The organism is Zunongwangia endophytica, from assembly GCF_030409505.1.
GTDB classification, from domain to species: Bacteria; Bacteroidota; Bacteroidia; order Flavobacteriales; family Flavobacteriaceae; genus Zunongwangia; species Zunongwangia endophytica.
In genome coordinates this window covers 782,835-804,827 of the sequence record NZ_JAUFPZ010000002.1, presented here as the reverse complement: position 1 = coordinate 804,827, position 21,993 = coordinate 782,835, and the positions used below count along the sequence as shown (strand labels likewise).

The following is a 21,993-nucleotide window of genomic DNA, read 5'->3' as shown; positions in this document are numbered from 1 at the left end:
ATTATTTTGTGCGATTCGCTTCAATAAAATCGGCCATTTTATTAATACTTTCAAAAATCTCCCGACTTTTTTGGGGATCGGTAAGCTTAATTCCGTAGTCTTTTTCTAATAAAACGATTAATTCTAACGCATCGATAGAATCTAAACCGAGACCATCACCAAATAAAGGTTCGTCATTTTCTATATCGCTAACCTCCATATCTTCCAGGTTCAGCTGTTCTATTATACTGGCTTTTAACTCGGTATGCAAATCAGTCATAATCGGCATCGTATATTTTCCTTATTTGTTGCTCAGAAATTTCCGTTTTCGGAGATTTCGAATTAAGCCACAAAAATACATCATATTCATCGTTTTGCAAGTTTAACCAACCACAAACCACTTTTTCTGCTTTTTCAGTTTCAATTAATTGCTCAGAATATTTCAATAATAAATTTGCATTAAACTGATCTTCAATAAAAAACGCATTTTCGCTTTTCAGATTAAAATAGATACTAATTTCTCCCAAAACGATATTCGGTAATGTATACACAAAAAGTGATGGTGAAGGAAATTCGTCAATTGATTTCTGATACTTTATATCGCTCTCTAAACTAGAACTATTATTGCTGAAAATTAGTGCGGTATCTTCACTAAATTCGGTTTTTGAAGCTATTATTGCTGAAGCTATAAAGCCTAATTTAGAAAGTCGATCCATTTTATGGAATTTCGGATATTTGATATCCAGGAATTTAAAAGCAGCTTTGATAAATTTCCCAGTTCCTTCTTCCGAAGAAAAAATAACTTCATCATCACAAATTATCTTTCCATTTTTAATGCGTACCCAATGTTCTAATTTAAGATTCGCCATTTCCTGCTTCTTTTTTAAAAATCATAGCCAAATTGCAACCGCCAAAACCCGAAGCTGTTTTTAGCATATATTCGATAGGCACTGATTTTTGATATTCGGTTACCACATTTATTTTTTCTGAAACGCCGAGCTGAGTGAAATTCAGACTTTGATAGATCTCATTATTCAGCATCATGTGTTTGCAAACAATTGCTTCTATTAAAGCTGAAGCTCCTAAAGTATGCCCGTAATATCCTTTGATACTATTTAAGGGAATTTCGGTTAAATTATTTCTTGAAACCGCAATAGCTTCCATCTCATCATTATAAACCGTTGCGGTACCGTGAGTAGAAATTGCATTAATTGCTTCGGAAGAGATCTTAGCTTCTTTTAACGAATTCTGAATGCTTTTATGTAAACCTTCACCCGTTCGTGATGGTCCTGAAATGTGATTAGCATCATTCGCTGAAGCATCTCCCACCAAATTTATACAATTTGAATGTGCTTTTTTCCTATCACTTACCAAAACCGCTGCCGCCGCTTCGCCTAAATTAATCCCGGTGCGATCTTTAGAAAAAGGCTTGCAAGCCGTATCGCTTAAAGCCTGAAAAGAATTAAAACCAGAAACTATGAATTTGGATAACATATCGCCACCTACCACAATCGCTTCTGAAAGTTGACCGGCATTTATCATTTTCTTTGCGACAGATAGTGCTAAACCTCCAGAAATACAAGCATTCGAAACCACAATCGGCTTCAGTTTAAAGCCAAAAAAATCCCGGATAATTTTACCCAATTTGGATAATAATATGCGTTCTTCCTTAAGACCTTTTAAATCGTCTAAAAGATGAACATTGCCTTTAGTTGTAGAAATTATGAGTCCGCTTTGATTTCTATCAAAATTTGGATTTTTGTTTAAAATATCCTGGATTGCAAGCAACATCATCTGCTCTAGCTTCGTAAAGTTCTCAGGATTTCCAATATTAGCAAATGCTTTCGATAATTTATCTGAAGCTATAATCCCGGCACAAATTGGAGATTCTAAAAATTCATTATCAGCACATGTCTGTAAACCGGTGGTACCACTTCTTAATTTTTCAATATTTTCTGAAGTGGTAAAGCCAAGCGGAGAAATTATGCAATCATCATGTAGGTAAAGGTTCTTCATTAAATCAGCTTCATTTTCTTTTTCCAATCTAGAAAAAATGAAGGATTATTCAGTACTAATTCTCCATTTTTATCAATAAAAACCTGAGTTGTCTCGCCGGTACAAATTAATTGTCCCGCTTTAAAAATCTTACAGCTATAAATTATTTTTGCGGCACTGGCATTTACAAAAGTGGTTTCTACTATAAATTCATCACCGTATTTTAGAGGTGATTTATGTTCACAAGACGATTTTACAATTGGTGTTGCAAAGCCATGTTGCTTGGCATCTAAATAAGAAATACCGTGTTTACGGGCAAAATCTTCGCGACCTTCTTCAAAATACTTCAGGTAATTACCATGCCATACAATCTGCAACGAATCGCACTCACTAAAACGCACCTGCAATTTAGTTTGTACGGTTAACTCTTTATTCATTTTAGAAAATTTCAGGAATTAATCTACCGTTACGGTTTTCATTTCTGAAGTTGCAATTACCAAGCCATTCTCATCTAAAGTTTTTGCAGTCACCAAAGTCACTTTCATCACTTCATTCAAAATTTCAACATGGGTGGTAAGCTGCTCTCCTACGTTTGGAAGTCTAAAAATCTCAACAGACTTGATTGCGCCAATAAATCCAGTTTTTGGCTTTTTTAGTCCGCTTGAATATCCTTGATAACCACGATGCAAAGACATACTTTGTGCCATATGTTCGATAAGTCCGGGTTCAGAAAATATACCATCTTCGTCTACCAAAATATTATCTTTTGGCACCATAAAGCCGGTGATTCCGGTAAGATCGGTATAATCATGTAAACTATCTACCATCACAAATGGCGGTTTTTGCGGAATAAGTTTTATTATCTCCTGTGGATCTAAAATTGGAGCCTGAAGTAAATTTTCTGCCATAAAAATTGTTTAGCTGAAATCTTTCCAATAGTCATAAAAATTATACCACTGGTGTGGATACTTTTTAACCATTTTTTCCAGATTTTCAAGATACGCTTTTAAAAGTTCTTTTGGTGTATTTTTTTGCGGAATATAGGGTCTCGCATAGAAATGGTATTCATAATTTCGCTCTCGCATAATGTGCACAAACAGGACCGAAATATTATTGCGAACCGCCAGTTTAAAAGGCCCCTGCGGAAATTGACTCGTAGCTCCCAGAAAATCAGCTTTCCAGGTTTTAACTTCTTTCATATAACGATCTGCAGCAAAAACCAGTAACTCATTATTTTTTAAAGCTTCATTCATTTTAAAAATATGAGATAGATCTTTCTTTAAGACGATTAGCTTTACACCCGATTTTCCGGTAACCGATTCCATATAATTTTTTATACTTTCATGCTCAAAATCACTAATTATAAGATTGATTACCGTATTGTTATGCTTTTGGTCAAAAAAGTGCTTCGCTAAATTGAAATTACCGATATGGGCGGTTAATAAAATTCCGCCTTTGTTTTGTTGCTGAAGATTTTGAATATGGCTTATCCCGTCAAACTTAAATTTATAACGTTCTTTCGCTCCGCCCGTAATTAAAACACGGTCTAGCTGCACTTTCCCATATTCAAAATAGGTTTTATAAATATTCCATATTGATTTTAGGGAATTATAACCATGTCTTCTTCGGAAATAATAATAGATACTTTTAAAAGAAGTAGGAGCAAAAAGAAAGAAATAAAATGCAATAAAGGCCAGTAAAAAATACGCAGGATATAAACCGAACGTTCGAATTATAAAAACATAAATTCGAATAGTAAAAAGTGTTCCGCGTGATTTTCCACTCCAGCCGGCCATAACTTAAGAATATAATCCTCCGTTAATGTTTATGACTTCTCCCGTGATATACGATGCTTTTTTTGAAGCCAAAAAACTGACTAAATCGGCAACTTCTTCAGCATCACCAAAACGTTGCATAGGAATCATCTTTTTTAGCGTCTTTTCATCAAAATCGGCAGTCATGTCTGAAGTTATAAATCCCGGTGCTACTGCATTTACCGTTACTTTTCGTTTTCCGATTTCTTGTGCTAAAGCTTTTGTTGCTGAAATTACTGCTCCTTTTGCAGCTGAATAGTTTACCTGTCCAGGATTGCCTTTCACTCCAGATAATGAAACGATATTGATAATTCTGCCATATCGTTTTTGAAGCATCCCTTTGACGAATTGCTGAGTTACATTATAAAATCCATTAAGCGAAGTATTAATTACCGAACTCCAATCTTCTTCCCCCATCCACATAAACAAGCCATCTTTAGTAATCCCGGCATTATTTACCAGGACCTCTACCACGGCATCTGGGTTCGAGATTTGCCAATTTTCAATGGCTTTTTTTGTTGCTTCAGGATTAGCTACATCAAATTTTAAAAGCTCACAATTTACGCCTAGATCTTCAATAAGTTTAGCGGTTTCTTCAGCAGCCTCGGTATTCGAATGATAATTCAGTAAAATATGATATTCAAGATCTGCTGCCAGTTTCATGGCAATTGCTTTTCCTATTCCTCGTGATCCTCCTGTAACTAAAGCGTATTTCATTTAATAAGCATCGTTTTCTTTTAAAGACTTTGTAATATCTTCAATAGATTTGTATAAAGGGAAATCTTCTTTTTCCAAGTTCAATTTATCATTAAATTTTTCGAAAATTTCTATAGACTTGTTACTAAAGCTATCTAACTTATCGATATGCTTGATTCCCTGAATAATCGCCATCATTTCTACCGCCAACACCTGGTAGGTATTGTCTATAACTGTTTTGGTTATATTGGCTGCATTAGTTCCCATACTTACAATATCTTGATTATCGTTATTATTTGAGATACTATGCACGTACATGCTATTAGAAAGTGTCTGATTTTCTGCAGTGGTTGAAACTGCTGAAAATTGTGCTCCCTGCAACCCAAAATTGAGTCCTAATTTGCCTAAATTCACAAATGGAGGGAAAATTTCGTTCAATTTACTATTCAGTAAATAATTTAATTGTCGCTCGCATAACATCGATAAACGCGTCATAACCAACTTCAGTTTATCCATTTCTAAGGAAATAAAATCGCCATGGAAATTTCCGCCGTGATAAACCATTTGGTCTTCTACCGAAACAATCGGATTATCGTTAGCCGAATTTACTTCATCTATTAAAATTTTCTCTGCGGAATTAATAGTAGCCAAAACCGGACCTAATATCTGCGGAATACAACGTAAACTATAATATTCTTGAACCTTTTCTGAAAAAATTGCTTCTGAAGTTGACGTTTCTCGGTATAAGTGATCTTGACGATTTTTGATCCTGTGACTATCGTGTAAATGATCGCGCATCATTTTGGCAATTTCATGCTGACTTTCATGTAATTTGGAATTATTTAATTCTGAAGAATAATGATCGGAATACGCAGAAACCAACTCATTAAGCATCGAAGAACAACAAACCGACCAATCTAATAATCGCTTAGCATGAATCAGGTTTACAATTCCGATTCCTGTCATTACCGAGGTACCATTAATCAAGGCTAAGCCCTCTCGTAATTTAATTTCGATAGGTTTTATACTTAACTGCTGAAAAACCAATTTTGTAGCTTTTCGCTCTCCTTTATAAAATACTTCTCCTTCACCAATTAACACCAAAGCCAAATGCGCTAATTGTACCAAATCTCCCGAAGCTCCTACTCCGCCATGTTCAAAAACAAGAGGTGTAACATCGCGGTTTATTAATTGCTGCATGGTTTCTAAAACCGACGTATTTATGCCTGAATATCCCAATGAAAGTGAGTTTAGGCGCGCCACCATGGAAGCTTTTACACATAAAGGATCTATTGCTTTTCCTGTTCCAGAAGCATGACTTCTAATAAGATTGTATTGCAATTGTAATCTATCCTTATCTGCTATTTTATACTGCGCCATCGGCCCAAATCCCGTATTTACACCATAAATAACTTTGTCTTTTGCAAAATTTTGTAGGAAAGAAAAAGAAGTTGTTACTTTTTCGAGAATCTCTTCTGAAATTTCAAGTTGTTGATTTTCAAATAATACCTGACGAAAATCGCTTAATTTTAGTGTTGCTTTGATGCTAAGCATAGTATTTTGGTAAAATTCTGCATGTTTGGGTACAAGCGCAAATGTAATATAATTAGTACAAATTTTAAGAAATACTGTTAAATCCCTATGCCATGCCATCTAAATGGAAAAGCATCAGGAAGCGAATTGCGCAATCCAGAAGAATAATTATATTTTTTACTTTTACTTCAGAAATATTTCCGCAGGGATAAATCTAAATTAGACGAATGACTAAAGAATTCATCGATATCTTAATTATTGGTGCAGGACCATCAGGAATGGTTTCTGCCGGATATCTTCAGCAACACGGTGTCAATATAAAAGTCGTGGAAAAGCAGTTATTTCCTCGTTTCAGCATTGGCGAAAGCCTTATTCCCAGATGCATGGATAATTTTGAAGAAGCCGGTTTGTTAGAGGTGCTGAAAAATGCTGGTTTTCAGAAAAAATTCGGAGCGCGTTTTATTAAAGATGAAAAAATTGGAGAATTCGATTTCAGCCAGAAATTCGGCAAAGGTTGGGATTGGACCTGGCAAGTACCAAGAGCCGATTTCGACAATATTTTAGCCACTGAAGTGCAATCTCGCGGTGTTGATATAGCTTTTGAAACTGAAGTAATAGCCGCTGATTTAAGTAGTGAAAATCCTATTATTACAATTCAGGATAAAAACGGGAATAAAACACAAATTGAAGCGAAGTTTGTTATTGATAGTAGTGGCTATGGTCGAGTTTTAGCCGGTTTATTAGATTTGGAAAAACCTTCTAAAATAGAATCACATTCCTCCATGTTTACGCACATCGAGGAAACCAACCGACCAAAAGGAAAAGAAGGTGAATTAATTACTTTTGAAATTTTAGAAACTGAAGTTTGGTTTTGGTACATTCCTTTCTCGAATGGGAACACCAGCTTAGGTTTTGTAGCTCCTACCAATTGGTTTAAACAATTTAATGATGATCCTGAAATTGCATTTTCTGAAATGCTTAGTAAACTGAATTACTATAAAACAAGATTCGACGATTATAGCTTAGATTTTACACCGAAAAAAATTAATCATATCGCCAAAAGTGTTATCAGGCTCTACGGAAACAAATTTGCTCTAACCGGTAACAGCGCTGAATTTTTGGATCCTGTTTTCTCTTCGGGAGTAAGTTTCGCCACAGAATCTGGCCTGAAAGCAGCAAAATTAGCTTTAAAAGAACTCAAAGGCGAAGAAATTGATTGGCAGCTGAATTATGAGAATTACATGAATCAGGGAATCGATGTTTTTTCCAGTTATGTTAAAGCATGGTATAACGGTGACCTACAAGATATTATTTTTCACCATGCCCCTAATCCAGATTTCAAAGAAAAAATATGCGCAGTTTTAGCAGGCTATGTATGGAATCAGGAAAATCCATTTGTCAAAAAGCATCAAAGAATATTATCTACCGTATCCAATTATCTTAAACTTGAAAATATTTAATTTTTTTATAAAATTTTAATGAACTGAAATGAAGAAACTTAAGTTCGAAAATCAGTTTATCACTCAAAATTAAAACTAAAAAAGCCTTGAAAGGCTTGCATGGTTCGTAAGTATGGCTTACATTTGCAACCGCAAAAATACTTGCAAAGTTCTTAAAAAACGGAGAGGTGGCAGAGTGGTAATGCAGCAGCCTGCTAAGCTGTCATCCTTTTTGGATGCCTGGGTTCGAATCCCAGTCTCTCCGCACTATCGCGCCGAAGTCGCGATTCATAAATTACTCGGGGTGTAGCGTAGCCCGGTTATCGCGCCTGCTTTGGGAGCAGGAGGCCGCAGGTTCGAATCCTGCCACCCCGACCAAGACCATATTGAAATGGTATAAAAAAACCTTGTTAATCTGTTGATTTTCAAGGTTTTTCTGTTTTTAGACGGTTTTTCATATCATTTGCAATCATTGTAAATGAGTCCGATTCGGTGACCTATTCGGTGACCTTTTTTTTGGTTATCTTGTTGTTCATATTGATTTGACTTTCGTTTTCACGCCTTTTGTCTAATTTGAAAACGAAACACTATGAAAAATGCAGTAAGCTTTGGAATTCTTTTTATTCCAAAATCATCAAAAGCCAAAGATGGAACAGTTCCCCTTTATGCACGAATTACCGTCAATGGAGAACGTATTGAACTCAGCCTTAAACGAAGGATTACCTTAAGTCTCTGGAACGAGAAGCGTAGCCGTTTGAAAGGCTATAGCGAAGAAAGCCAACAGGTCAATCGATCTTTAGATCGTATATACAATAAAATTTATGAGGCTTTTAGACAACTTCAAGAAGAAAATAAGCTTTTAACTGCTAAAACTATAAAAGCCCGTTATTTAGGCTTAGATGATTCCTATAAAACCCTTGCGGAACTCCTGACCTATCACAACACCACGATGAATTCAGTTTTAAAACCCGGAACAATGAAAAACTACTATACTACTGAAAATTATGTTTTGGAGTTTTTAGAGAAAAAGATGAATAGCAATGATATCTATTTAAAGCAAATTAATTATGGCTTTATCACTGATTTTGAACATTTCCTTCGTAACTATAAACCAAAGACACATCGAGCCAGACCAACAAACAACGGGGTCATGAAGCATTTGGAACGCTTAAAAAAACTTACCAATCTTGCGTTAAAAATGGAATGGATTAATAAAGACCCATTTAGCAAATACTCCTTGCATTACAAGAAAAAAGAACGGGACTATTTACTACAGAGTGAAATTGAGGTTTTAGAAAACTTAAACCTTGATAGAATAACTTTATCCAGGACAAGAGACATCTTTTTATTTTCATGCTATTCCGGCTTATCCTATGGTGATGCAAAGTCATTAGAAGCAAAACATATTGTTACAGGAATTGACGGCAATAAATGGATTGTAAAGGAAAGGGAAAAGACAGGTAAACTTTTTAAAGTGCCTATGCTTCCAAAAGTAAAAGCTATTCTGAAAAAGTATGAAAAGGAAGCTACAATAAGTGGTTTTTTGCTTCCAGTATATTCCAATCAGAAAACTAACCAGTACTTAAAAGATTTGGCGAAGCTTGCCAAAATCTCCAAAAAGCTTACGTTTCATGTCGCCCGTCATACCTTTGCCACGACCGTTACATTATCCAAAGGGATTCCTATAGAAACAGTATCTAAGCTTTTGGGACATACCAAGCTTTCTACCACTCAAATATACTCTAGAGTATTAGACCAGAAGCTTAGTGACGATATGAAGAAGATTATGTGACTAAACATAATTAATTTTAAAGATTTGATATATTACTTGGAAAAGATTCGTATTCAATATTTAGGGTTCTTAAGTGTTTTTTATTTATTCTTAGTGTTAAATTACTAGAGTAGTCTATTATGGTTTAAAATACATTATTTTTTAGACTCAATACAAATAATTGGAATGGCTGTGTTTTTGTTTTGAGGTTCTTTTTTTATTAAATAAACTGTTTTAAATTAGAGAATATTTGTTTATGTAGACAACATAAATATTCAATGGTATTATGGTATTGATGCATTATTAAGCTTTTTTGTAATTAACTCTCTAAGCGTTCTTATGAGTTTATTACTTCAGTTTTGTTAATGAATTATTAAGATTACAAAATTTATTTATAATTTGACTAGGGAGTAATTTTTATTATCTGGAGATTATTAACTCTACTAAGAGGAAATATATAGTTTTGATGATTTTCGACATCTCTAAGAAAAATATAATCAGTGGTTTTTCCTACAAATACTCTCTTTGCAGAACTCTTAATATTTCGCCCATCATATCCAAACTGTACGTCGTAAGTTTTATGATTTAATGTTTTTTCTGCTTTGCCTTTTTGATAAATTGTTATTGAAAGAAATATTAGGAATATAAGAGGTATAATCTGTATCGTGATTATAGATGATTTGGATTTATCTTCCTTTGTTCTACTTATCATTGCATATATTATTGCGCACCATAATGATATAGAAATAATTGTAGAGGTGTTATTGATAAAAAATGGTTTATAAAAATCCAGATTATACTCAAGCGGATAAAAAATAACTAACATGCCGGCGGCAGTGAAAAAAAAGAAAAATAGCCATAATGTAATTTTAAAAAGGACAGCTATAATATTCAAAAACATCAAAAAAAGATGAGAGGTCGCCATAAAATATTTCTGCAATTTCAATTTTCTATGAAATAAGAAGGCTCTTTTACTTATTAGATTATGATAGTTATTGTAAATAAAACTTGTATTGATACCCTCTTTTTCTTTAATTCGTTTTAGCCTTTCAAATTTTGGATCCGAATTGATTTCCTTTTCTTGTCTTTCCTCTGATTTCACCTTCTTTTCCTTTGTTTTAACTTTATAAAGGGGTAGTATTATCATGAACATTATATAGCAAAATGCTAAGAACACAGTTATAAAGATTGTAGTAATTTTGGAAAGAATTGAAAAAAGAATTTCGTAAATAGTCAAATAAGGAAAAATTTCAATATCAAAAAATCTATAATAACTAAGATAATTGTAAAATCCGAAGAATATTAGGACTGGATAAATTATAGGAATTAGTTTATTTAGGTTTTCAATATTTTTTTTCAATTGTAATTAGTTTAAATTCATAGTTTAGTTGGTGAATGCATAAATTGTCCGTTACTTATGTGTTTATAAATAAGATAAAGCAATTGAGCAATTCACTAACGACTTTTGTACTTATGCAATAGTATTCCTAAGGCAAAAGTCCTCAATAGTTTGTTTTTAAATTTTGTCAAGATGTATTTACCTTTGTTTGGGATATGACGTTAAAAAGCTTAGAAATTTAGGAAGAAACCACTCTCTTGTAAGTTCTTCGTAAATATTATTCAAATTAGATAATTGATTCCAGGTTATTATTACAGTTTCTATTAATTCGGATTCTTTGAGTTCATTTCTTTCTATCCTATCTTTTAAATCGCAAATTTTAACATTCATTTCTTCTAATATAACCCATTCGGAATATTGCCAGATTTCTAAAAATTCAATTTGTTTAATAAAAAATAAAACCTGTTTTTTAAATTGCGATATTGATTTAATTTCGTAATTCGTTAAAAACGATAATTCATTTTTTTGATAAGAAAATTTAGAAAAAGTAGATAGTAATTTAGCTCTTTTACCATAAAGTTTTAAAGCTGCTTCACTAATTTCTTTATTAGATAGATTATTCAAAACCGGTATATTTAATGTAATAAAGTCTTGCTCTACGTAATTTGGCTTTTGAGGCAATAGTAATTTATCTATATAGTCGTTAAGACAAAGGAAATATACATTCTTTAATTTTAAATCAACAAGAAAAAGTAGCACAGAAATACTTGAGCCCAGAGATTGGATTGTAAAAAGGCTATTCGAATCCATAACAAATTTGACTACCTCAATATTTAGACTTTCGGTTTTATCTTCCCTCCAGTTTACTTTTGCTAAATTTTCAACTGGAAAAATTTTCTTGGATTTTATTTCAAGTTCTTCAACAGATTTTACTTGAACATTTAGATACTCTCCTAATACTTCCGATACTTTTTGGTCTACATTCTCAAATAATTCAATAATTAAATCAATTCCATAATCTAGATTATTAAACTCTCTTATAACCCAATGTTTTGGTAGTAAATTCTTAATAATTAAAAATGATTCACCTTGCATTATATGTTGAATCACTCTCTGTTTCTTTCGAACCATATTTTTTAGTGAAGCACAAGGGTCTTCTTAATAATTCGTTGCCCATTGTTAAAAAACTAAAATAGATAAAATAGTTGCCTTTTACCATCGCTTAATTGGGTTTGCCTTAAGCGATGTCGCCGATATTACTATATAATTATTTAGCTAGTGCTTATTTCAGTTGAAATTGTTTTAGAAAATCATTAATTTTTCTTTGAGCGTCTATTTTTCGAGCTTGCTTTTCTTCTTTAGTAGGAGATGTATCCTTTATTTTTAGACTACTAACCCCAGACTTGCTAAAAATTAAGGTTTCTCTTTTGTTATTATTGTAAACAAATAAATATCCATTAGTTTCTCCAATAAAGTTTAAGCTGTCGGATTTAGTATTATACTTTGTCTCTTGCTCAACAAATTCTATTTGTTGTCCAATATCGCTATTCTTAAGTGTTATTCCATCCTTGTAACCCCAGAACGCAAAGCATAAAATAAGTGTAAGTGTTAAAAGTCCTAAAAAAAATTGATTCAACTTAATTTGCCTTTCTCCCTTCTCCTTAGGAATTATTTGGTATAATTTTATAAAAAAAAAGGGAAAAAATATGGAAAAAATCAACGTTATTTCATCACTGAAATACAGTAATAAAAAAACAATCAGCATGAATAAAAAAAAAGTAATGGCTATTATATTATCGGAATAGTGTTTGTAACTTCTAAATTTTATGAATTTCTGAACTCTTGCGTTATTTCCCAATCTATTCGAAAATTTGCTTTTAAGGAATAAGTAGAAAATAGTTTTGAGAATTATGACTCCAATTAGATATAAGAAAAACTCTACAAATAAATACGCTAATATCAATATTGCTAAAGTATTGATTGTGGCAAAAATTATATCTTGTAGATTGATGTAGTTTACTATTATAATGTCGAATTGATAATAGTACATGCTTAGATAACTATAGCCTAATACATAGAAAAATAATGTAACAATTGTCAAATTCGATTTGAAAATTTCTAAATATTTATTCATTCTCCATATTTTCTTAGATTTTATTTGGATTACTAACTTTATTCTCTAACAAATGTTTTATTTCTCTATATATGTTTGAAGTTGCTCATTAATCACAATCAATTTGAAGTTCTCCGATAAGTCTTTTAATTCTTGTTCATCTCCAATAGGATAAAATGTTTCTAATCTGGAGAATTCTATTTTACCAATTCCTTTTTTAAACTTAACTCTTTCTTTTAACCAAATTCTATAATCTTGGTCGTTATAGCGGAAAGCTATTTTTTCAGTGTTTGATATAGCTACTTTCTTTTCTTCGATTTGATTAAGTATATCCTTAAGTTTTATATGAAGTAAGTCAGGTTCAAAATCTTCTATATGATAAGTTTTATCAGTATTTTCTTTTATTATTTCCGCGTAATGCCTGTTAATAATATGTATTAAGGAATAAGCATCTATTTCTACATTTTTACCCATAAACTCAAACTTAAAATCTGATTCTTCATAATTTTGAATTGTTTTCTTAACGAGTAAATAAATAAATTTTGAATGTAGAATCTGTTTTTCTTTTTTTAAAGCATATTGCTTCTTTTGCTTTTTGAAAAATAAAGTCCCTTCTTTCCTTTTTAATTTTTTTAAATCGTTTCTAGTTTCAGAAGCTAATGTTTGTAATAGCTGGTCTGAATGATTTGTTGTTTCAATTTTTTTCAACCATTTTATTTGCGTGGAATACAAAAATTTTAGGTCTTTGATTCTTTCATTTAATGGAACTAAATATAGCTTTCCTTTATGTGGCTTATAAACAGCATCTGATTTTAAACCAGAGCTGAAATAAATCGGATATAAATGCTTAAATAAAAAATCATTACAAACTTGATAATCTTCTGGATTACCATCAACGACGTAATCACTAAGTTTCAAACACCTACAGAAGAAGTCTTTTTCCCGTTCTAAAAGTGGTTTTTCTGCTTTAGCCCTTTTTTCCAGTTCTTCAAAAATTTCCCTTGTTCTTTTTTGTTCTTCATCGGAATCGCGACCAAAGTAAAATTCCAATTCATGTTCTTCGAAATGCTTCATATAAAATTGATTGAAACAACTTTTATAAAAAAAGTGCCAATTTACTCGAAGATTAATCCGGTTATCGACACTTTTTTCAAATCTTTAATATTTTTTCTTCACTATTTCTTATCTAATAGTTTCTCTAAATAAGCCACTTTCTCCTTTTCAGCTTCTAATAACCTTTCATAAAGCTCAACTACTTTATCTATTGGGTTAAACGTAGGATTATTTAATATGGCATTTAAAGTCGAATTATCATGGAATGAATTTGAAATAATATTTAAGATATTATCCTCCGAAAACTTTTCAATTGCTTCCTTACTTACACCTAACACTTTAGCTACCTTTTCAAGCTTTTCATCCTCAATATGCTCGCTTTGCTCTAAACTGGATATACTTTGTTGGCTGATTCCTAATTCTGCGGCAAGGGCTTCCTGCTTCATTCCTCGAAGTTCTCTGATTCGGCTGATCTTTCTACCGATATGACTGGTTTTTGTTGCTGTGCTCATAATCTCAAAGATAAACATTCTTTTTAAAAGTTTCGCTCATCACCCTTTGGAGTAAAAAACAAGTTCTCTATTGTTTTTTACTGGTCATTCTGGTTCGCTACGGTCGGTTCTTTTTAAAACTTGAAAGCTCATTAACCATCACTGAAGTTTCATTTTAAAACCTTTTGATCTATGCTTACCAACTTGCATCCACCCAAAGTTATAGAATTTGCATTATCCCAAATTACGGAAATCCTCAAAAAGCATATCGAAATTACAAGTTTATACTATTTCGGTATGCAATCATCGGCACAGGGAACTCATAATTCTTTGAATAATGGTGCTTCCAAGCAACAGCAACACTATCATTTTTATTTGCTGCTATTGAGCAAGCATATTAGCACAAATGCCTTAGCTAACCTTTCAGATATTGTTCGTCAAGATTCCGGCGGTAAATATACTGTTAGTTTGTTGCTCTATATGCCGAAGCAACTTATAGCGGCTTCTGATCATCATAAATACTTCTTTTGTAAAATAATCCAATCAGGTGGTTTGGTTGAGGGTTCTCCTTTTGAATTAGCTCCTTTACAACTCAGCCAAATCCCTAAACTGGATATTAAGGGCATAACGAACTACACACAAGATCGAATAGCAATAGCAAAACATTGTCTACACTTAAGCGATATCAAAGAAAACGCAAGCATTTTAAGCGCACATTTAATACGATTGTCTTTTGAGCAACTTCGCTTAAGCACTATTTATGCGTTTCTAAATTACCATCCGCAACATTATCATCCGTTATACCTTTTTAAACTCGTTCTATTTTGCCATGAAATCCCTCCCAACATTTTTTCAGAACATCTATTTGAACAGTCCCTACTAAAAAGCATCTTTTGCTTTCATCATACGGAGCTTCGCTATCGAAGTAGCGCTTTATTTTCATCGGCAGACCTTCACATGGCATATTTTTATAGCCAATGTCTTCTAGATTATCTCTTACCCATTGTAAATCACCATCTACAAACTTTAAAAACAGCATCTCATGAAAACGAAAAAACTTGATCAACTAAAATTGAAACAGCTAAAGAAAATCGGAGCTACAGCTTATGGTTTAAAAAAAGAAGAAACCAAAAGGCATACTTTTAGAAATGCCATCATTCGCTTTGAAGATTATACCGATTACATCATGCGTATTACATCATTACTGGAAGTCTGTGTCTTAGCCTTAGATGGTGAAGGTGATTTTTATTCGAAAAACTTAAGCCACCAAAGTAAAACTTCCAGTGTTCAATTAGTTATAGAAATGGTCATTGAACTAATGCCCGATGGTGATATGTTTCAATTGGAAAAAATTATAGCCATACTGGAAAATGATACAGATTACGTTCATTTCCCCAAGCAACTCAAAAAACAAATCCTTAAAAACCAAGAACGTTATGAAAAAGGGAAAACTCATCAATAGGCTTCAGGAACTTAAGCAATATCATATGTTGCATTTAACCCCGGATACCAGTAGAAAAGGAAAATGTTATAAGGGCTCTTATAGAGTTGATAGCCACTTGGATCTCATATTTTTGATCACAAACCTAATTAAGGTCTGTGTTGTAGCATTAGGAGAGAATGAACAATTATGTGATCTGGAAGTGCCCAACCCTAAATATAATGTTATGGAAGTACTTCGTTTTGTAACCCAACTCATACCGTCGGAAGAATTTGCTTTAATCGATAAGCTCTCGGAACTATTGGAAGATATAGAACTAGAAAAGAAAGTAGCTACTGAAAATTCCTAAAATTGGTTGTCAGGTAAGAAGTGTACACGAATTTGAAATAGGTGCTTTTTATCAAATTGCGTACTAATTCAAGATGTGTGTCTGTGGACACAATCTTGGTTGCGCCCCATGGTTGCAACAAAAAAAAAGAGATGTTTAAGGGGATATAATCAGAATAACTGATATGACTACTTAAAATTTGATCCTAATAAAAGGATTATGCTTTTGCAATAAAATTGGTAATTGTATATCCAGCATTTAAAAACTACATTTGAATATGCAAAAGCTTAAACTTAATGAGAGAGGTTGATTTAGTAACAATTGCGGGGATAATTTCCACTTTCATAACATTACTTTTGGCTATTTTTATTTTTTCGGTAGAATCAAAAAATAAAAACAGTAATAAGCTTTTCGCCTCTTTTTTGCTATTAAATGCTTTGGAATTCTCCAGCTGGTTTTTGCACCTTTTTATCGAAGAGCCTAATAATTTGGTGAATAACCTTCTAATAGCAAAGGATTTATTAGCTTATTTACCAATGCCACTATTTTATTTGTACATATTATCTGTCTGTTATTCGGACTTTAAACTAAAATGGAAGGACTTATGGCATACCGTGCCTTATTTAATAGCAAATTTGGTGATGCTCCCGAGATTTTATCTGACCAATACCGATCAAAAATTAGAACTATTCGGGGAGTATAATCATCTCCACGAAATTATCTTTTTATATATTTCGCTCCACCTGCAAGCTATTATATATTTAACTGCCGGATTTATAGTTCTAAACAAAGCCAGAAAATTATTCCTGGAAAATTATTCCAGTAGTACCATAGCAACCTATAAATGGTTGTTTCAGCTATTGCTTTTTACCTCACTGCTATATGTAGTCGCATTAATAAAGAATATTTTAAAGTATTACGGTGAAGTAGCTATATTTAATAATGCTCAAACTATAGTAGTTTTGTTTGTGTTAGGTATTGTTTGCTGGTATGTATTAAAAGCCCTTCGCTACCCCAATCTTTTTAGCGGGGTAGATTCCAAATTAACATTAACCCCAAATTTAGCTGATGAAAACAATAATACTGGGCAGGACCCGAATTACAACAACCAAATTGAAAATTTAATTTCTTATATGGAAACTGAAAAACCATATTTAAACCCTTCTTTATCGCTTAGAAATTTAGCTGACCAGATGGGAATGAATTCCAGGGAGCTTTCCATCATAATAAACCAGAAGTTGAATCAGCATTTTTTTGATTTTGTAAATGGATACCGCATTAAAGAAGCCATGAATATATTAGTCGATCCGACTAAAAAAGACGAAACTGTGTTGGAGATTTTATATGAAGTAGGATTTAATTCTAAATCTTCATTTAATACTGCATTCAAAAAACATACAGGAAAGACGCCAACCGAATACAGGAAATCATTTTAAAATCAGTTACTTAACGTAAAGTCGAACGTTTGAAAAACAAAGTCGAACTCATTTATAGTCATGAAATGAGTTCGACTTTAGGTTTTCGGTCGCCCCAAATAAAGGAGTATCTCATTTTTGTTTCATCAAAAATATAATGTAAGATGAAAACACAAATGAGCACCTTAGCATTCCTAATGCTAGTATTAATTCCAAGCTTTTTATATGCGCAAACCATCACAGGTAAAGTCGTGGATGGAACTGGGGTAATCCCTTTTGTCAACGTAACTATTATTAATGATAAGGACCAAATTATAACCGGAACTACTACGGATGAAAACGGTTTATTTTCAATAAAAGTGGAGCCTGGAACATACAATGTTGAAGTAAGCTTTGTAGGCTATGCTACAATTGTAAAAAGTGTATCTGTAGAGGATGATATTAATTTAGGTACAATTAATATGAAAGCAGATGCACAATCCTTAAATGAAATTGTGCTTGTATCTGAACGAAGGATTATAGAACAGGAAATTGACCGGCTAGTTTTTAATGTTGAAAAAAGTATAGCTTCTACTGGAGGTAATGGAATGGATGTTTTAAAAATAACTCCGGGTGTCCAAATTCAAAATAACACGCTAGAAATTTTAGGGAAAGGGGCTACTCAAGTAATGATTAATGGCAGAATTTCTCCTTTACAAGGTGATGAATTAATGAGCCTATTAAATGGAATTTCAGCAAGTGATATCAAAAAAATTGAGGTTATCACTAACCCACCAGCAAAATATGAAGCATCTGGTAATGGAGGTCTAATCAACATTGTATTAAAAAAAGGCGTTCAAAATTCTTGGAGAAATTCAACAACGCTTTCCTATAATCAAAACAGGTTTAACTATGGCGTACTCAATAATAATTTCTTTTTTAATAAAGATAAAATTTCACTTTCAGCAAATATAAACGCCACCAAAGGGAATGTTGAAAATTTAGAAGGGCTTTTAATAGATTATCCAACTAATTTTTGGGATGTAGATGTAAATTCAAAATTAGGTAAAAATCAGTTTTCTGGCCGTTTGTTTATTGATTATAATCTTTCGGATAATACCACCATTGGAGTGCAATATTTAGGAAATAATACAAAGCCTAATATAATGGCTACCACTACTTCCTCAATTTTTGATAATGATGATAACCTAGAACGAACCTTAATTAATGAAGGTGATAATATGGTAGATAATCAAAATCATAGTTTGAATTTTCATGCGATAACTCAACTAGATTCTTTGGGCAAATCCATCTCTTTCGATGCGGATTATTTTACATTCGATTCGGAAAACAGCCGTGATTTTTTTAATGAAGAATTCAACACAGCTGGAGTTTCACAAGGAGTCAATTCTGCTGCCCTAAATATCTCCAACCAGGAGATAGAAAATTTTAGTTCAAAAATAGATGTAGAGTTTCCAATAAATAAGATAAACCTTTCTTATGGGGTTAAGGCAAGTTTTACGAATACTAACAGCGATGTTTTATATTATGATAAAACTTCTGGCTCTGAGGTTTTAGACCCGAATAGGTCTAATGAATTTCAATACAGGGAAGATGTATTAGCTTGTTATATTTCTGGAAATACCAAGTTGAGTGAAAAAATACAGATGCAATTTGGTTTACGCTGGGAAGACACGAAAACCAAAGGTATTAATGAAGAGCTGGATCAAGAGGTATCTAATAAATATACAAAATTGTTTCCGACATTTTACCTTTCATATGCCAAGGATGATAACAATAATTTAGCTATGACTTATGGAAGAAGAATTAACCGGCCAAATTTCAGAAATTTGAATCCTTTTCGTTTCTATATAAATGCAAATAGTTATAGTGTGGGTAATCCTTTCTTACAACCATCATTCTCCCATAATATTGAACTATCACACATGTATAAAAGAAAAGTGAATTCAAGTGTTTTCTTAAATATAACTTCAGATGGGTCAGGAACAGTCTTTACCACTGATGCAAATGACCAGACTCAAATTATAACTAGGGAGAACTATTACAAACAATATAATTACGGATTAAAAGAAAGTTTTTCTTTTACTAAACTCAGTTGGCTAAAAAGTCAAAATAGCATTAATGTTTTGGGATATCACACCGAATTTACCAAAGATTTTGGCACTACGCCCAAAAACGGGGTTCAGATTTACTTAACTACGAACAACACTATTCCATTAAGCGATAAGACAGGTCTTCAAGTAAATTCATATTATAGTTCACAGCATGACAGAGGCTTATTTAGTGTCGGGGAAATGTTCGATTTGTCCTTAGGCTTACAGCATAATTTTAATGATAGCCTTACTATGTCCTTATTATTTAGTGATGTTTTTAATACAGCCAGTCTTAATAATTATGTTTCTTCTGTAAACGGAATAGAACAAATTTACAGGCAAAATGAGAGTTCCAGAAATGCTAGAATTTCACTTTCCTATGAATTTGGGAATAAAAAAGTAGATGTGAAAAATAGAAATTTTGGAAATAATGAGGAACAAAATAGAAGTAATTAAATAATCTTGATTTTAATTAAGAGGATCCATTTACTTTTTTTATCCAGAGCATTTGCCTTTTTGGTTCCATTGAAGCATTACTAAGGATCAAATGAAATAGGCTTTAGGATTATTTTATTTACTTCTTTTAGAGCCGTCACATTACCTTTTTGATATTGATTCTTCTACAGGATTTAGGATTAGGAAAAGGGCTATAAATAGGAAAGCGTAGCTGACCGGTTTATGCGCCCGCTAATTCTAAATCCTGTTCTTTTGAGATCAAAAAGGTAAGGCAGTAAAATTCAAAGTGAACTTATACCTATGAAATGTAGATCGGTCAACGTTTCCAGAATGTTGCTAAAGCGAACGTGAGCCAAAAGCAAATTTTGCGCTTCAATCCATCTGTATTTTTGTTTGCTTTTGGCTTATGTTCAAGATCATTTTGACGAACCGTTTTGACTGTAGCGTAGTGAAAGGAAATATGGTGAGAATAGTTCGATTTTCGTTTTTTCCTTAAATAGTTAAGAATAAAAACTTTGAAAGAGAAAAATTATGAAAATGCTAGACAGCTTAAATTTTCTTCAACAAGTAAAAGTTTTCATTTAAAATCAGTGTTTTTTCTTTAATGACTTTATGGTCATATTTTTTCGAAAGGCTAAAATAATCCTGTTGGTCTATTAAGGTATAATTGGGTACAGAGGTATAATATTGATCATCAATAGTTTGATAATCATCTTTACTTGTTTTTGCGACTTTTAAATTAAAGAAGTGAAGGAGATTCTTAAAAGCTTGGGTATTCTTTATCGTTTCTTGAAAAGAGGCACTGCCAATATAGTCGCCAGAGTTTTGAACTGTTTTGAAGAGTTCAAATAAGTCATTCGTCTCCTCTCTGTTTAAAAAGAAAAGCACCCCTTCGATTAAGATAAAACAAGGTCTATTTCCTTTAATAGCATTTAACTTTGTGATTAAACCGGACTTATATTCTGAAGTGAAATCGACACCGATAAAATGAATATCCCGTTTAGCTAGTACATTCTCTTGTTGCCAATGTTCTAATTTCTGCCTTTTATACGTTACTATTTCAGGCTTATCGATTTCAATATGTATTAGTTTCTTATCAAGTAAAAAAGGATACATACTGAATCCACTGCCAAAATTGATCAGTACATCAATTTCATTCTTTTGTACTAATGCATTAATTTCATCCAGAAAATATCTATTCCTTAAACAGTGTGTAAAAGGCTCTTCTGAAGAAACCATTTTAAGATATTCGATGATCCATTTTTCAGTTTTAGAATTCTGCCATAGCCGGGCAAAAGTATCATGACTCAAATTTTCATCGGTTGCTCGGAAAGCGGAAGTCACAAAAGCAGTTTCATGAACCCTTATGTTTTTTTGATGTCCCATTTTGATTGATGTTTTGATGATGTCTTATTGGTCTAAATTAAAAAATAATAATTTAGCCACAAATTATAGTATTGAAATAACGAACTGAATTTCTTTAAAATTAATTATAACCACCCTTCGCCCATTTTATAGTAGGTAAAATCCATTCTTTTAAAGGTTTGAAAAGGAAAGCATGATTTAAGCCTGTATCTATTTCAATTTATTTAAAATGGGATATGTTACATGTGGAGTTCTTTATTCTTTCTAATGCAGAAACCCCAAATGGATCTGTTCTTTCATAGATCGTCAGGATATTGCCACAAAAATTAATTTCAGGAATAGTAACCAAGTCACTTTCCCTTAAAGCAAGCTATAAAAACAAAATTTAAATCTTGATTATTTGTTAACGTTGAAACATATTGCGCTATATAGCCTCCTTTAGAAGTTCCTACAATGGTAATTTTTTGGCATCTGTACCGATTGCTAATAAACTATCTATCTGTTCAATTATTCGTAATGCATATTCCCGAGCATTTACATTACCATTTTTTGTAGCGTAGTGAAAGGAAATATGGTGAGGACTGCTGGAATAATACCCCAATTTCATTTTTTACTAATTTTTCACGAAAAAAATTGCCTGTCTATAGGGGCTCAGTACATTTTTCACGAATT

Annotated in this window: 22 protein-coding genes and 2 tRNA genes; 9 read left to right on the top strand and 15 right to left on the bottom strand. The window is 32.5% G+C overall.

Going from position 1 to position 21,993, the window contains the following annotated elements; translation table 11 throughout:
• Window position 1 precedes the first annotated feature (1 nt).
• The 8 genes from QWY91_RS03645 to flxA are packed head-to-tail and all read right to left on the bottom strand — an operon-like array spanning window position 2 to window position 6,038.
• The gene (locus QWY91_RS03645; RefSeq protein ID WP_270061323.1) at window positions 2-259 is read right to left on the bottom strand and encodes a phosphopantetheine-binding protein; all 258 of its coding nucleotides are present in this window, start codon (window positions 257-259) and stop codon (window positions 2-4) included.
• Complete coding sequence (locus tag QWY91_RS03640; protein ID WP_290231800.1) at window positions 252-848, bottom strand: 3-oxoacyl-ACP synthase; 597 nt, start codon at window positions 846-848, stop codon at window positions 252-254. The genes QWY91_RS03645 and QWY91_RS03640 overlap by 8 nt, the downstream gene beginning before the upstream one ends.
• The gene (locus QWY91_RS03635; RefSeq protein ID WP_290231799.1) at window positions 835-1,995 is read right to left on the bottom strand and encodes a beta-ketoacyl synthase N-terminal-like domain-containing protein; all 1,161 of its coding nucleotides are present in this window, start codon (window positions 1,993-1,995) and stop codon (window positions 835-837) included. Before QWY91_RS03635 ends, QWY91_RS03640 begins: the two co-directional genes overlap by 14 nt.
• Window positions 1,995-2,411, bottom strand: a complete 417-nt coding sequence (locus QWY91_RS03630; RefSeq protein ID WP_290231797.1) for an acyl-CoA thioesterase — start codon at window positions 2,409-2,411, stop codon at window positions 1,995-1,997. Before QWY91_RS03630 ends, QWY91_RS03635 begins: the two co-directional genes overlap by 1 nt.
• 18 nt (window positions 2,412-2,429) lie before the next feature.
• Complete coding sequence (locus tag QWY91_RS03625; protein WP_290231794.1) at window positions 2,430-2,882, bottom strand: hotdog family protein; 453 nt, start codon at window positions 2,880-2,882, stop codon at window positions 2,430-2,432.
• A gap of 9 nt (window positions 2,883-2,891) precedes the next feature.
• Window positions 2,892-3,770, bottom strand: a complete 879-nt coding sequence (locus tag QWY91_RS03620) for a lysophospholipid acyltransferase family protein (protein ID WP_290231793.1) — start codon at window positions 3,768-3,770, stop codon at window positions 2,892-2,894.
• A gap of 3 nt (window positions 3,771-3,773) precedes the next feature.
• Window positions 3,774-4,505, bottom strand: coding sequence for a flexirubin biosynthesis SDR family reductase FlxB (gene flxB, locus QWY91_RS03615; RefSeq protein WP_290231791.1), 732 nt, complete (start codon window positions 4,503-4,505; stop codon window positions 3,774-3,776).
• Window positions 4,506-6,038: a flexirubin biosynthesis tyrosine ammonia-lyase FlxA gene (gene flxA, locus QWY91_RS03610; protein WP_290231789.1), complete on the bottom strand. Its 1,533-nt coding sequence runs from the start codon at window positions 6,036-6,038 to the stop codon at window positions 4,506-4,508.
• 206 nt (window positions 6,039-6,244) lie between these two features.
• Between flxA and QWY91_RS03605 the strand changes: the two genes are divergently transcribed.
• From QWY91_RS03605 to QWY91_RS03590, 4 genes are all read left to right on the top strand, one after another.
• On the top strand, window positions 6,245-7,477 hold the full coding sequence (locus tag QWY91_RS03605) for an NAD(P)/FAD-dependent oxidoreductase (protein ID WP_290231787.1): 1,233 nt from the start codon (window positions 6,245-6,247) through the stop codon (window positions 7,475-7,477).
• A 161-nt stretch (window positions 7,478-7,638) separates the two neighbouring features.
• Window positions 7,639-7,721: transfer RNA gene (locus tag QWY91_RS03600), tRNA-Ser, on the top strand.
• A 35-nt stretch (window positions 7,722-7,756) separates the two neighbouring features.
• Window positions 7,757-7,834 (top strand) — tRNA-Pro (locus QWY91_RS03595).
• 211 nt (window positions 7,835-8,045) lie between these two features.
• Window positions 8,046-9,248, top strand: coding sequence for a site-specific integrase (locus tag QWY91_RS03590; RefSeq protein WP_290231785.1), 1,203 nt, complete (start codon window positions 8,046-8,048; stop codon window positions 9,246-9,248).
• Between the two features lie 382 nt (window positions 9,249-9,630).
• Here the strand turns inward: QWY91_RS03590 and QWY91_RS03585 are convergent, their stop codons facing one another.
• The 5 genes from QWY91_RS03585 to QWY91_RS03565 all read right to left on the bottom strand — a co-directional run bounded on the left by QWY91_RS03585 (window position 9,631) and on the right by QWY91_RS03565 (window position 14,244).
• On the bottom strand, window positions 9,631-10,329 hold the full coding sequence (locus QWY91_RS03585) for a hypothetical protein (protein WP_290231783.1): 699 nt from the start codon (window positions 10,327-10,329) through the stop codon (window positions 9,631-9,633).
• Window positions 10,330-10,764: 435 nt separating this feature from the next.
• On the bottom strand, window positions 10,765-11,697 hold the full coding sequence (locus tag QWY91_RS03580) for a DUF4365 domain-containing protein (protein WP_290231781.1): 933 nt from the start codon (window positions 11,695-11,697) through the stop codon (window positions 10,765-10,767).
• 151 nt (window positions 11,698-11,848) lie between these two features.
• The gene (locus QWY91_RS03575) at window positions 11,849-12,424 is read right to left on the bottom strand and encodes a hypothetical protein (RefSeq protein ID WP_290231779.1); all 576 of its coding nucleotides are present in this window, start codon (window positions 12,422-12,424) and stop codon (window positions 11,849-11,851) included.
• A 333-nt stretch (window positions 12,425-12,757) separates the two neighbouring features.
• Window positions 12,758-13,753, bottom strand: a complete 996-nt coding sequence (locus tag QWY91_RS03570) for a hypothetical protein (RefSeq protein ID WP_290231777.1) — start codon at window positions 13,751-13,753, stop codon at window positions 12,758-12,760.
• Window positions 13,754-13,854: 101 nt separating this feature from the next.
• On the bottom strand, window positions 13,855-14,244 hold the full coding sequence (locus tag QWY91_RS03565) for a helix-turn-helix domain-containing protein (protein WP_290231774.1): 390 nt from the start codon (window positions 14,242-14,244) through the stop codon (window positions 13,855-13,857).
• A 171-nt stretch (window positions 14,245-14,415) separates the two neighbouring features.
• On the opposite strand from QWY91_RS03565, the gene QWY91_RS03560 reads away from it, so the two are divergent.
• The 5 genes from QWY91_RS03560 (at window position 14,416) to QWY91_RS03540 (ending at window position 19,956) form a co-directional block, all read left to right on the top strand.
• Window positions 14,416-15,285 carry a hypothetical protein gene (locus QWY91_RS03560; protein ID WP_290231773.1) on the top strand — a complete coding sequence of 290 codons (870 nt, stop codon included), beginning with the start codon at window positions 14,416-14,418 and terminating at the stop codon, window positions 15,283-15,285.
• A complete protein-coding gene (locus tag QWY91_RS03555; protein ID WP_290231770.1) occupies window positions 15,266-15,685 on the top strand; it encodes a hypothetical protein in 420 nt (139 codons plus the stop codon). The genes QWY91_RS03560 and QWY91_RS03555 overlap by 20 nt, the downstream gene beginning before the upstream one ends.
• Entirely contained in the window at window positions 15,660-16,013 is a 354-nt protein-coding gene (locus tag QWY91_RS03550; RefSeq protein WP_290231768.1) for a hypothetical protein, read from the top strand. Before QWY91_RS03555 ends, QWY91_RS03550 begins: the two co-directional genes overlap by 26 nt.
• A 416-nt stretch (window positions 16,014-16,429) precedes the next feature.
• Window positions 16,430-17,428 (top strand): helix-turn-helix domain-containing protein, encoded by a 999-nt coding sequence (locus QWY91_RS03545; RefSeq protein ID WP_290231767.1) that lies wholly within the window; start codon window positions 16,430-16,432, stop codon window positions 17,426-17,428.
• Between the two features lie 143 nt (window positions 17,429-17,571).
• Window positions 17,572-19,956 carry a TonB-dependent receptor domain-containing protein gene (locus QWY91_RS03540; RefSeq protein WP_290231764.1) on the top strand — a complete coding sequence of 795 codons (2,385 nt, stop codon included), beginning with the start codon at window positions 17,572-17,574 and terminating at the stop codon, window positions 19,954-19,956.
• Between the two features lie 549 nt (window positions 19,957-20,505).
• Here QWY91_RS03540 and QWY91_RS03535 read toward each other — a convergent pair.
• Window positions 20,506-21,342, bottom strand: coding sequence for a class I SAM-dependent methyltransferase (locus QWY91_RS03535; RefSeq protein ID WP_290231762.1), 837 nt, complete (start codon window positions 21,340-21,342; stop codon window positions 20,506-20,508).
• A gap of 427 nt (window positions 21,343-21,769) precedes the next feature.
• Entirely contained in the window at window positions 21,770-21,928 is a 159-nt protein-coding gene (locus QWY91_RS19350; protein WP_353958645.1) for a hypothetical protein, read from the bottom strand.
• Between the last annotated feature and the right edge of the window lie 65 nt (window positions 21,929-21,993).

Bases quoted from the DNA above. Each gene is read 5' to 3' on its own strand.
- QWY91_RS03645 (WP_270061323.1), bottom strand. From the start codon at position 259: ATGACTGATTTGCATACCGAGTTAAAAGCCAGTATAATAGAACAGCTG.
- QWY91_RS03640 (WP_290231800.1), bottom strand. From the start codon at position 848: ATGGCGAATCTTAAATTAGAACATTGGGTACGCATTAAAAATGGAAAG.
- QWY91_RS03635 (WP_290231799.1), bottom strand. From the start codon at position 1,995: ATGAAGAACCTTTACCTACATGATGATTGCATAATTTCTCCGCTTGGC.
- QWY91_RS03630 (WP_290231797.1), bottom strand. From the start codon at position 2,411: ATGAATAAAGAGTTAACCGTACAAACTAAATTGCAGGTGCGTTTTAGT.
- QWY91_RS03625 (WP_290231794.1), bottom strand. From the start codon at position 2,882: ATGGCAGAAAATTTACTTCAGGCTCCAATTTTAGATCCACAGGAGATA.
- QWY91_RS03620 (WP_290231793.1), bottom strand. From the start codon at position 3,770: ATGGCCGGCTGGAGTGGAAAATCACGCGGAACACTTTTTACTATTCGA.
- flxB (WP_290231791.1), bottom strand. From the start codon at position 4,505: ATGAAATACGCTTTAGTTACAGGAGGATCACGAGGAATAGGAAAAGCA.
- flxA (WP_290231789.1), bottom strand. From the start codon at position 6,038: ATGCTTAGCATCAAAGCAACACTAAAATTAAGCGATTTTCGTCAGGTA.
- QWY91_RS03605 (WP_290231787.1), top strand. From the start codon at position 6,245: ATGACTAAAGAATTCATCGATATCTTAATTATTGGTGCAGGACCATCA.
- QWY91_RS03590 (WP_290231785.1), top strand. From the start codon at position 8,046: ATGAAAAATGCAGTAAGCTTTGGAATTCTTTTTATTCCAAAATCATCA.
- QWY91_RS03580 (WP_290231781.1), bottom strand. From the start codon at position 11,697: ATGGTTCGAAAGAAACAGAGAGTGATTCAACATATAATGCAAGGTGAA.
- QWY91_RS03570 (WP_290231777.1), bottom strand. From the start codon at position 13,753: ATGAAGCATTTCGAAGAACATGAATTGGAATTTTACTTTGGTCGCGAT.
- QWY91_RS03565 (WP_290231774.1), bottom strand. From the start codon at position 14,244: ATGAGCACAGCAACAAAAACCAGTCATATCGGTAGAAAGATCAGCCGA.
- QWY91_RS03560 (WP_290231773.1), top strand. From the start codon at position 14,416: ATGCTTACCAACTTGCATCCACCCAAAGTTATAGAATTTGCATTATCC.
- QWY91_RS03555 (WP_290231770.1), top strand. From the start codon at position 15,266: ATGAAAACGAAAAAACTTGATCAACTAAAATTGAAACAGCTAAAGAAA.
- QWY91_RS03550 (WP_290231768.1), top strand. From the start codon at position 15,660: ATGAAAAAGGGAAAACTCATCAATAGGCTTCAGGAACTTAAGCAATAT.
- QWY91_RS03540 (WP_290231764.1), top strand. From the start codon at position 17,572: ATGAAAACACAAATGAGCACCTTAGCATTCCTAATGCTAGTATTAATT.
- QWY91_RS03535 (WP_290231762.1), bottom strand. From the start codon at position 21,342: ATGGGACATCAAAAAAACATAAGGGTTCATGAAACTGCTTTTGTGACT.
- QWY91_RS19350 (WP_353958645.1), bottom strand. From the start codon at position 21,928: ATGAAATTGGGGTATTATTCCAGCAGTCCTCACCATATTTCCTTTCAC.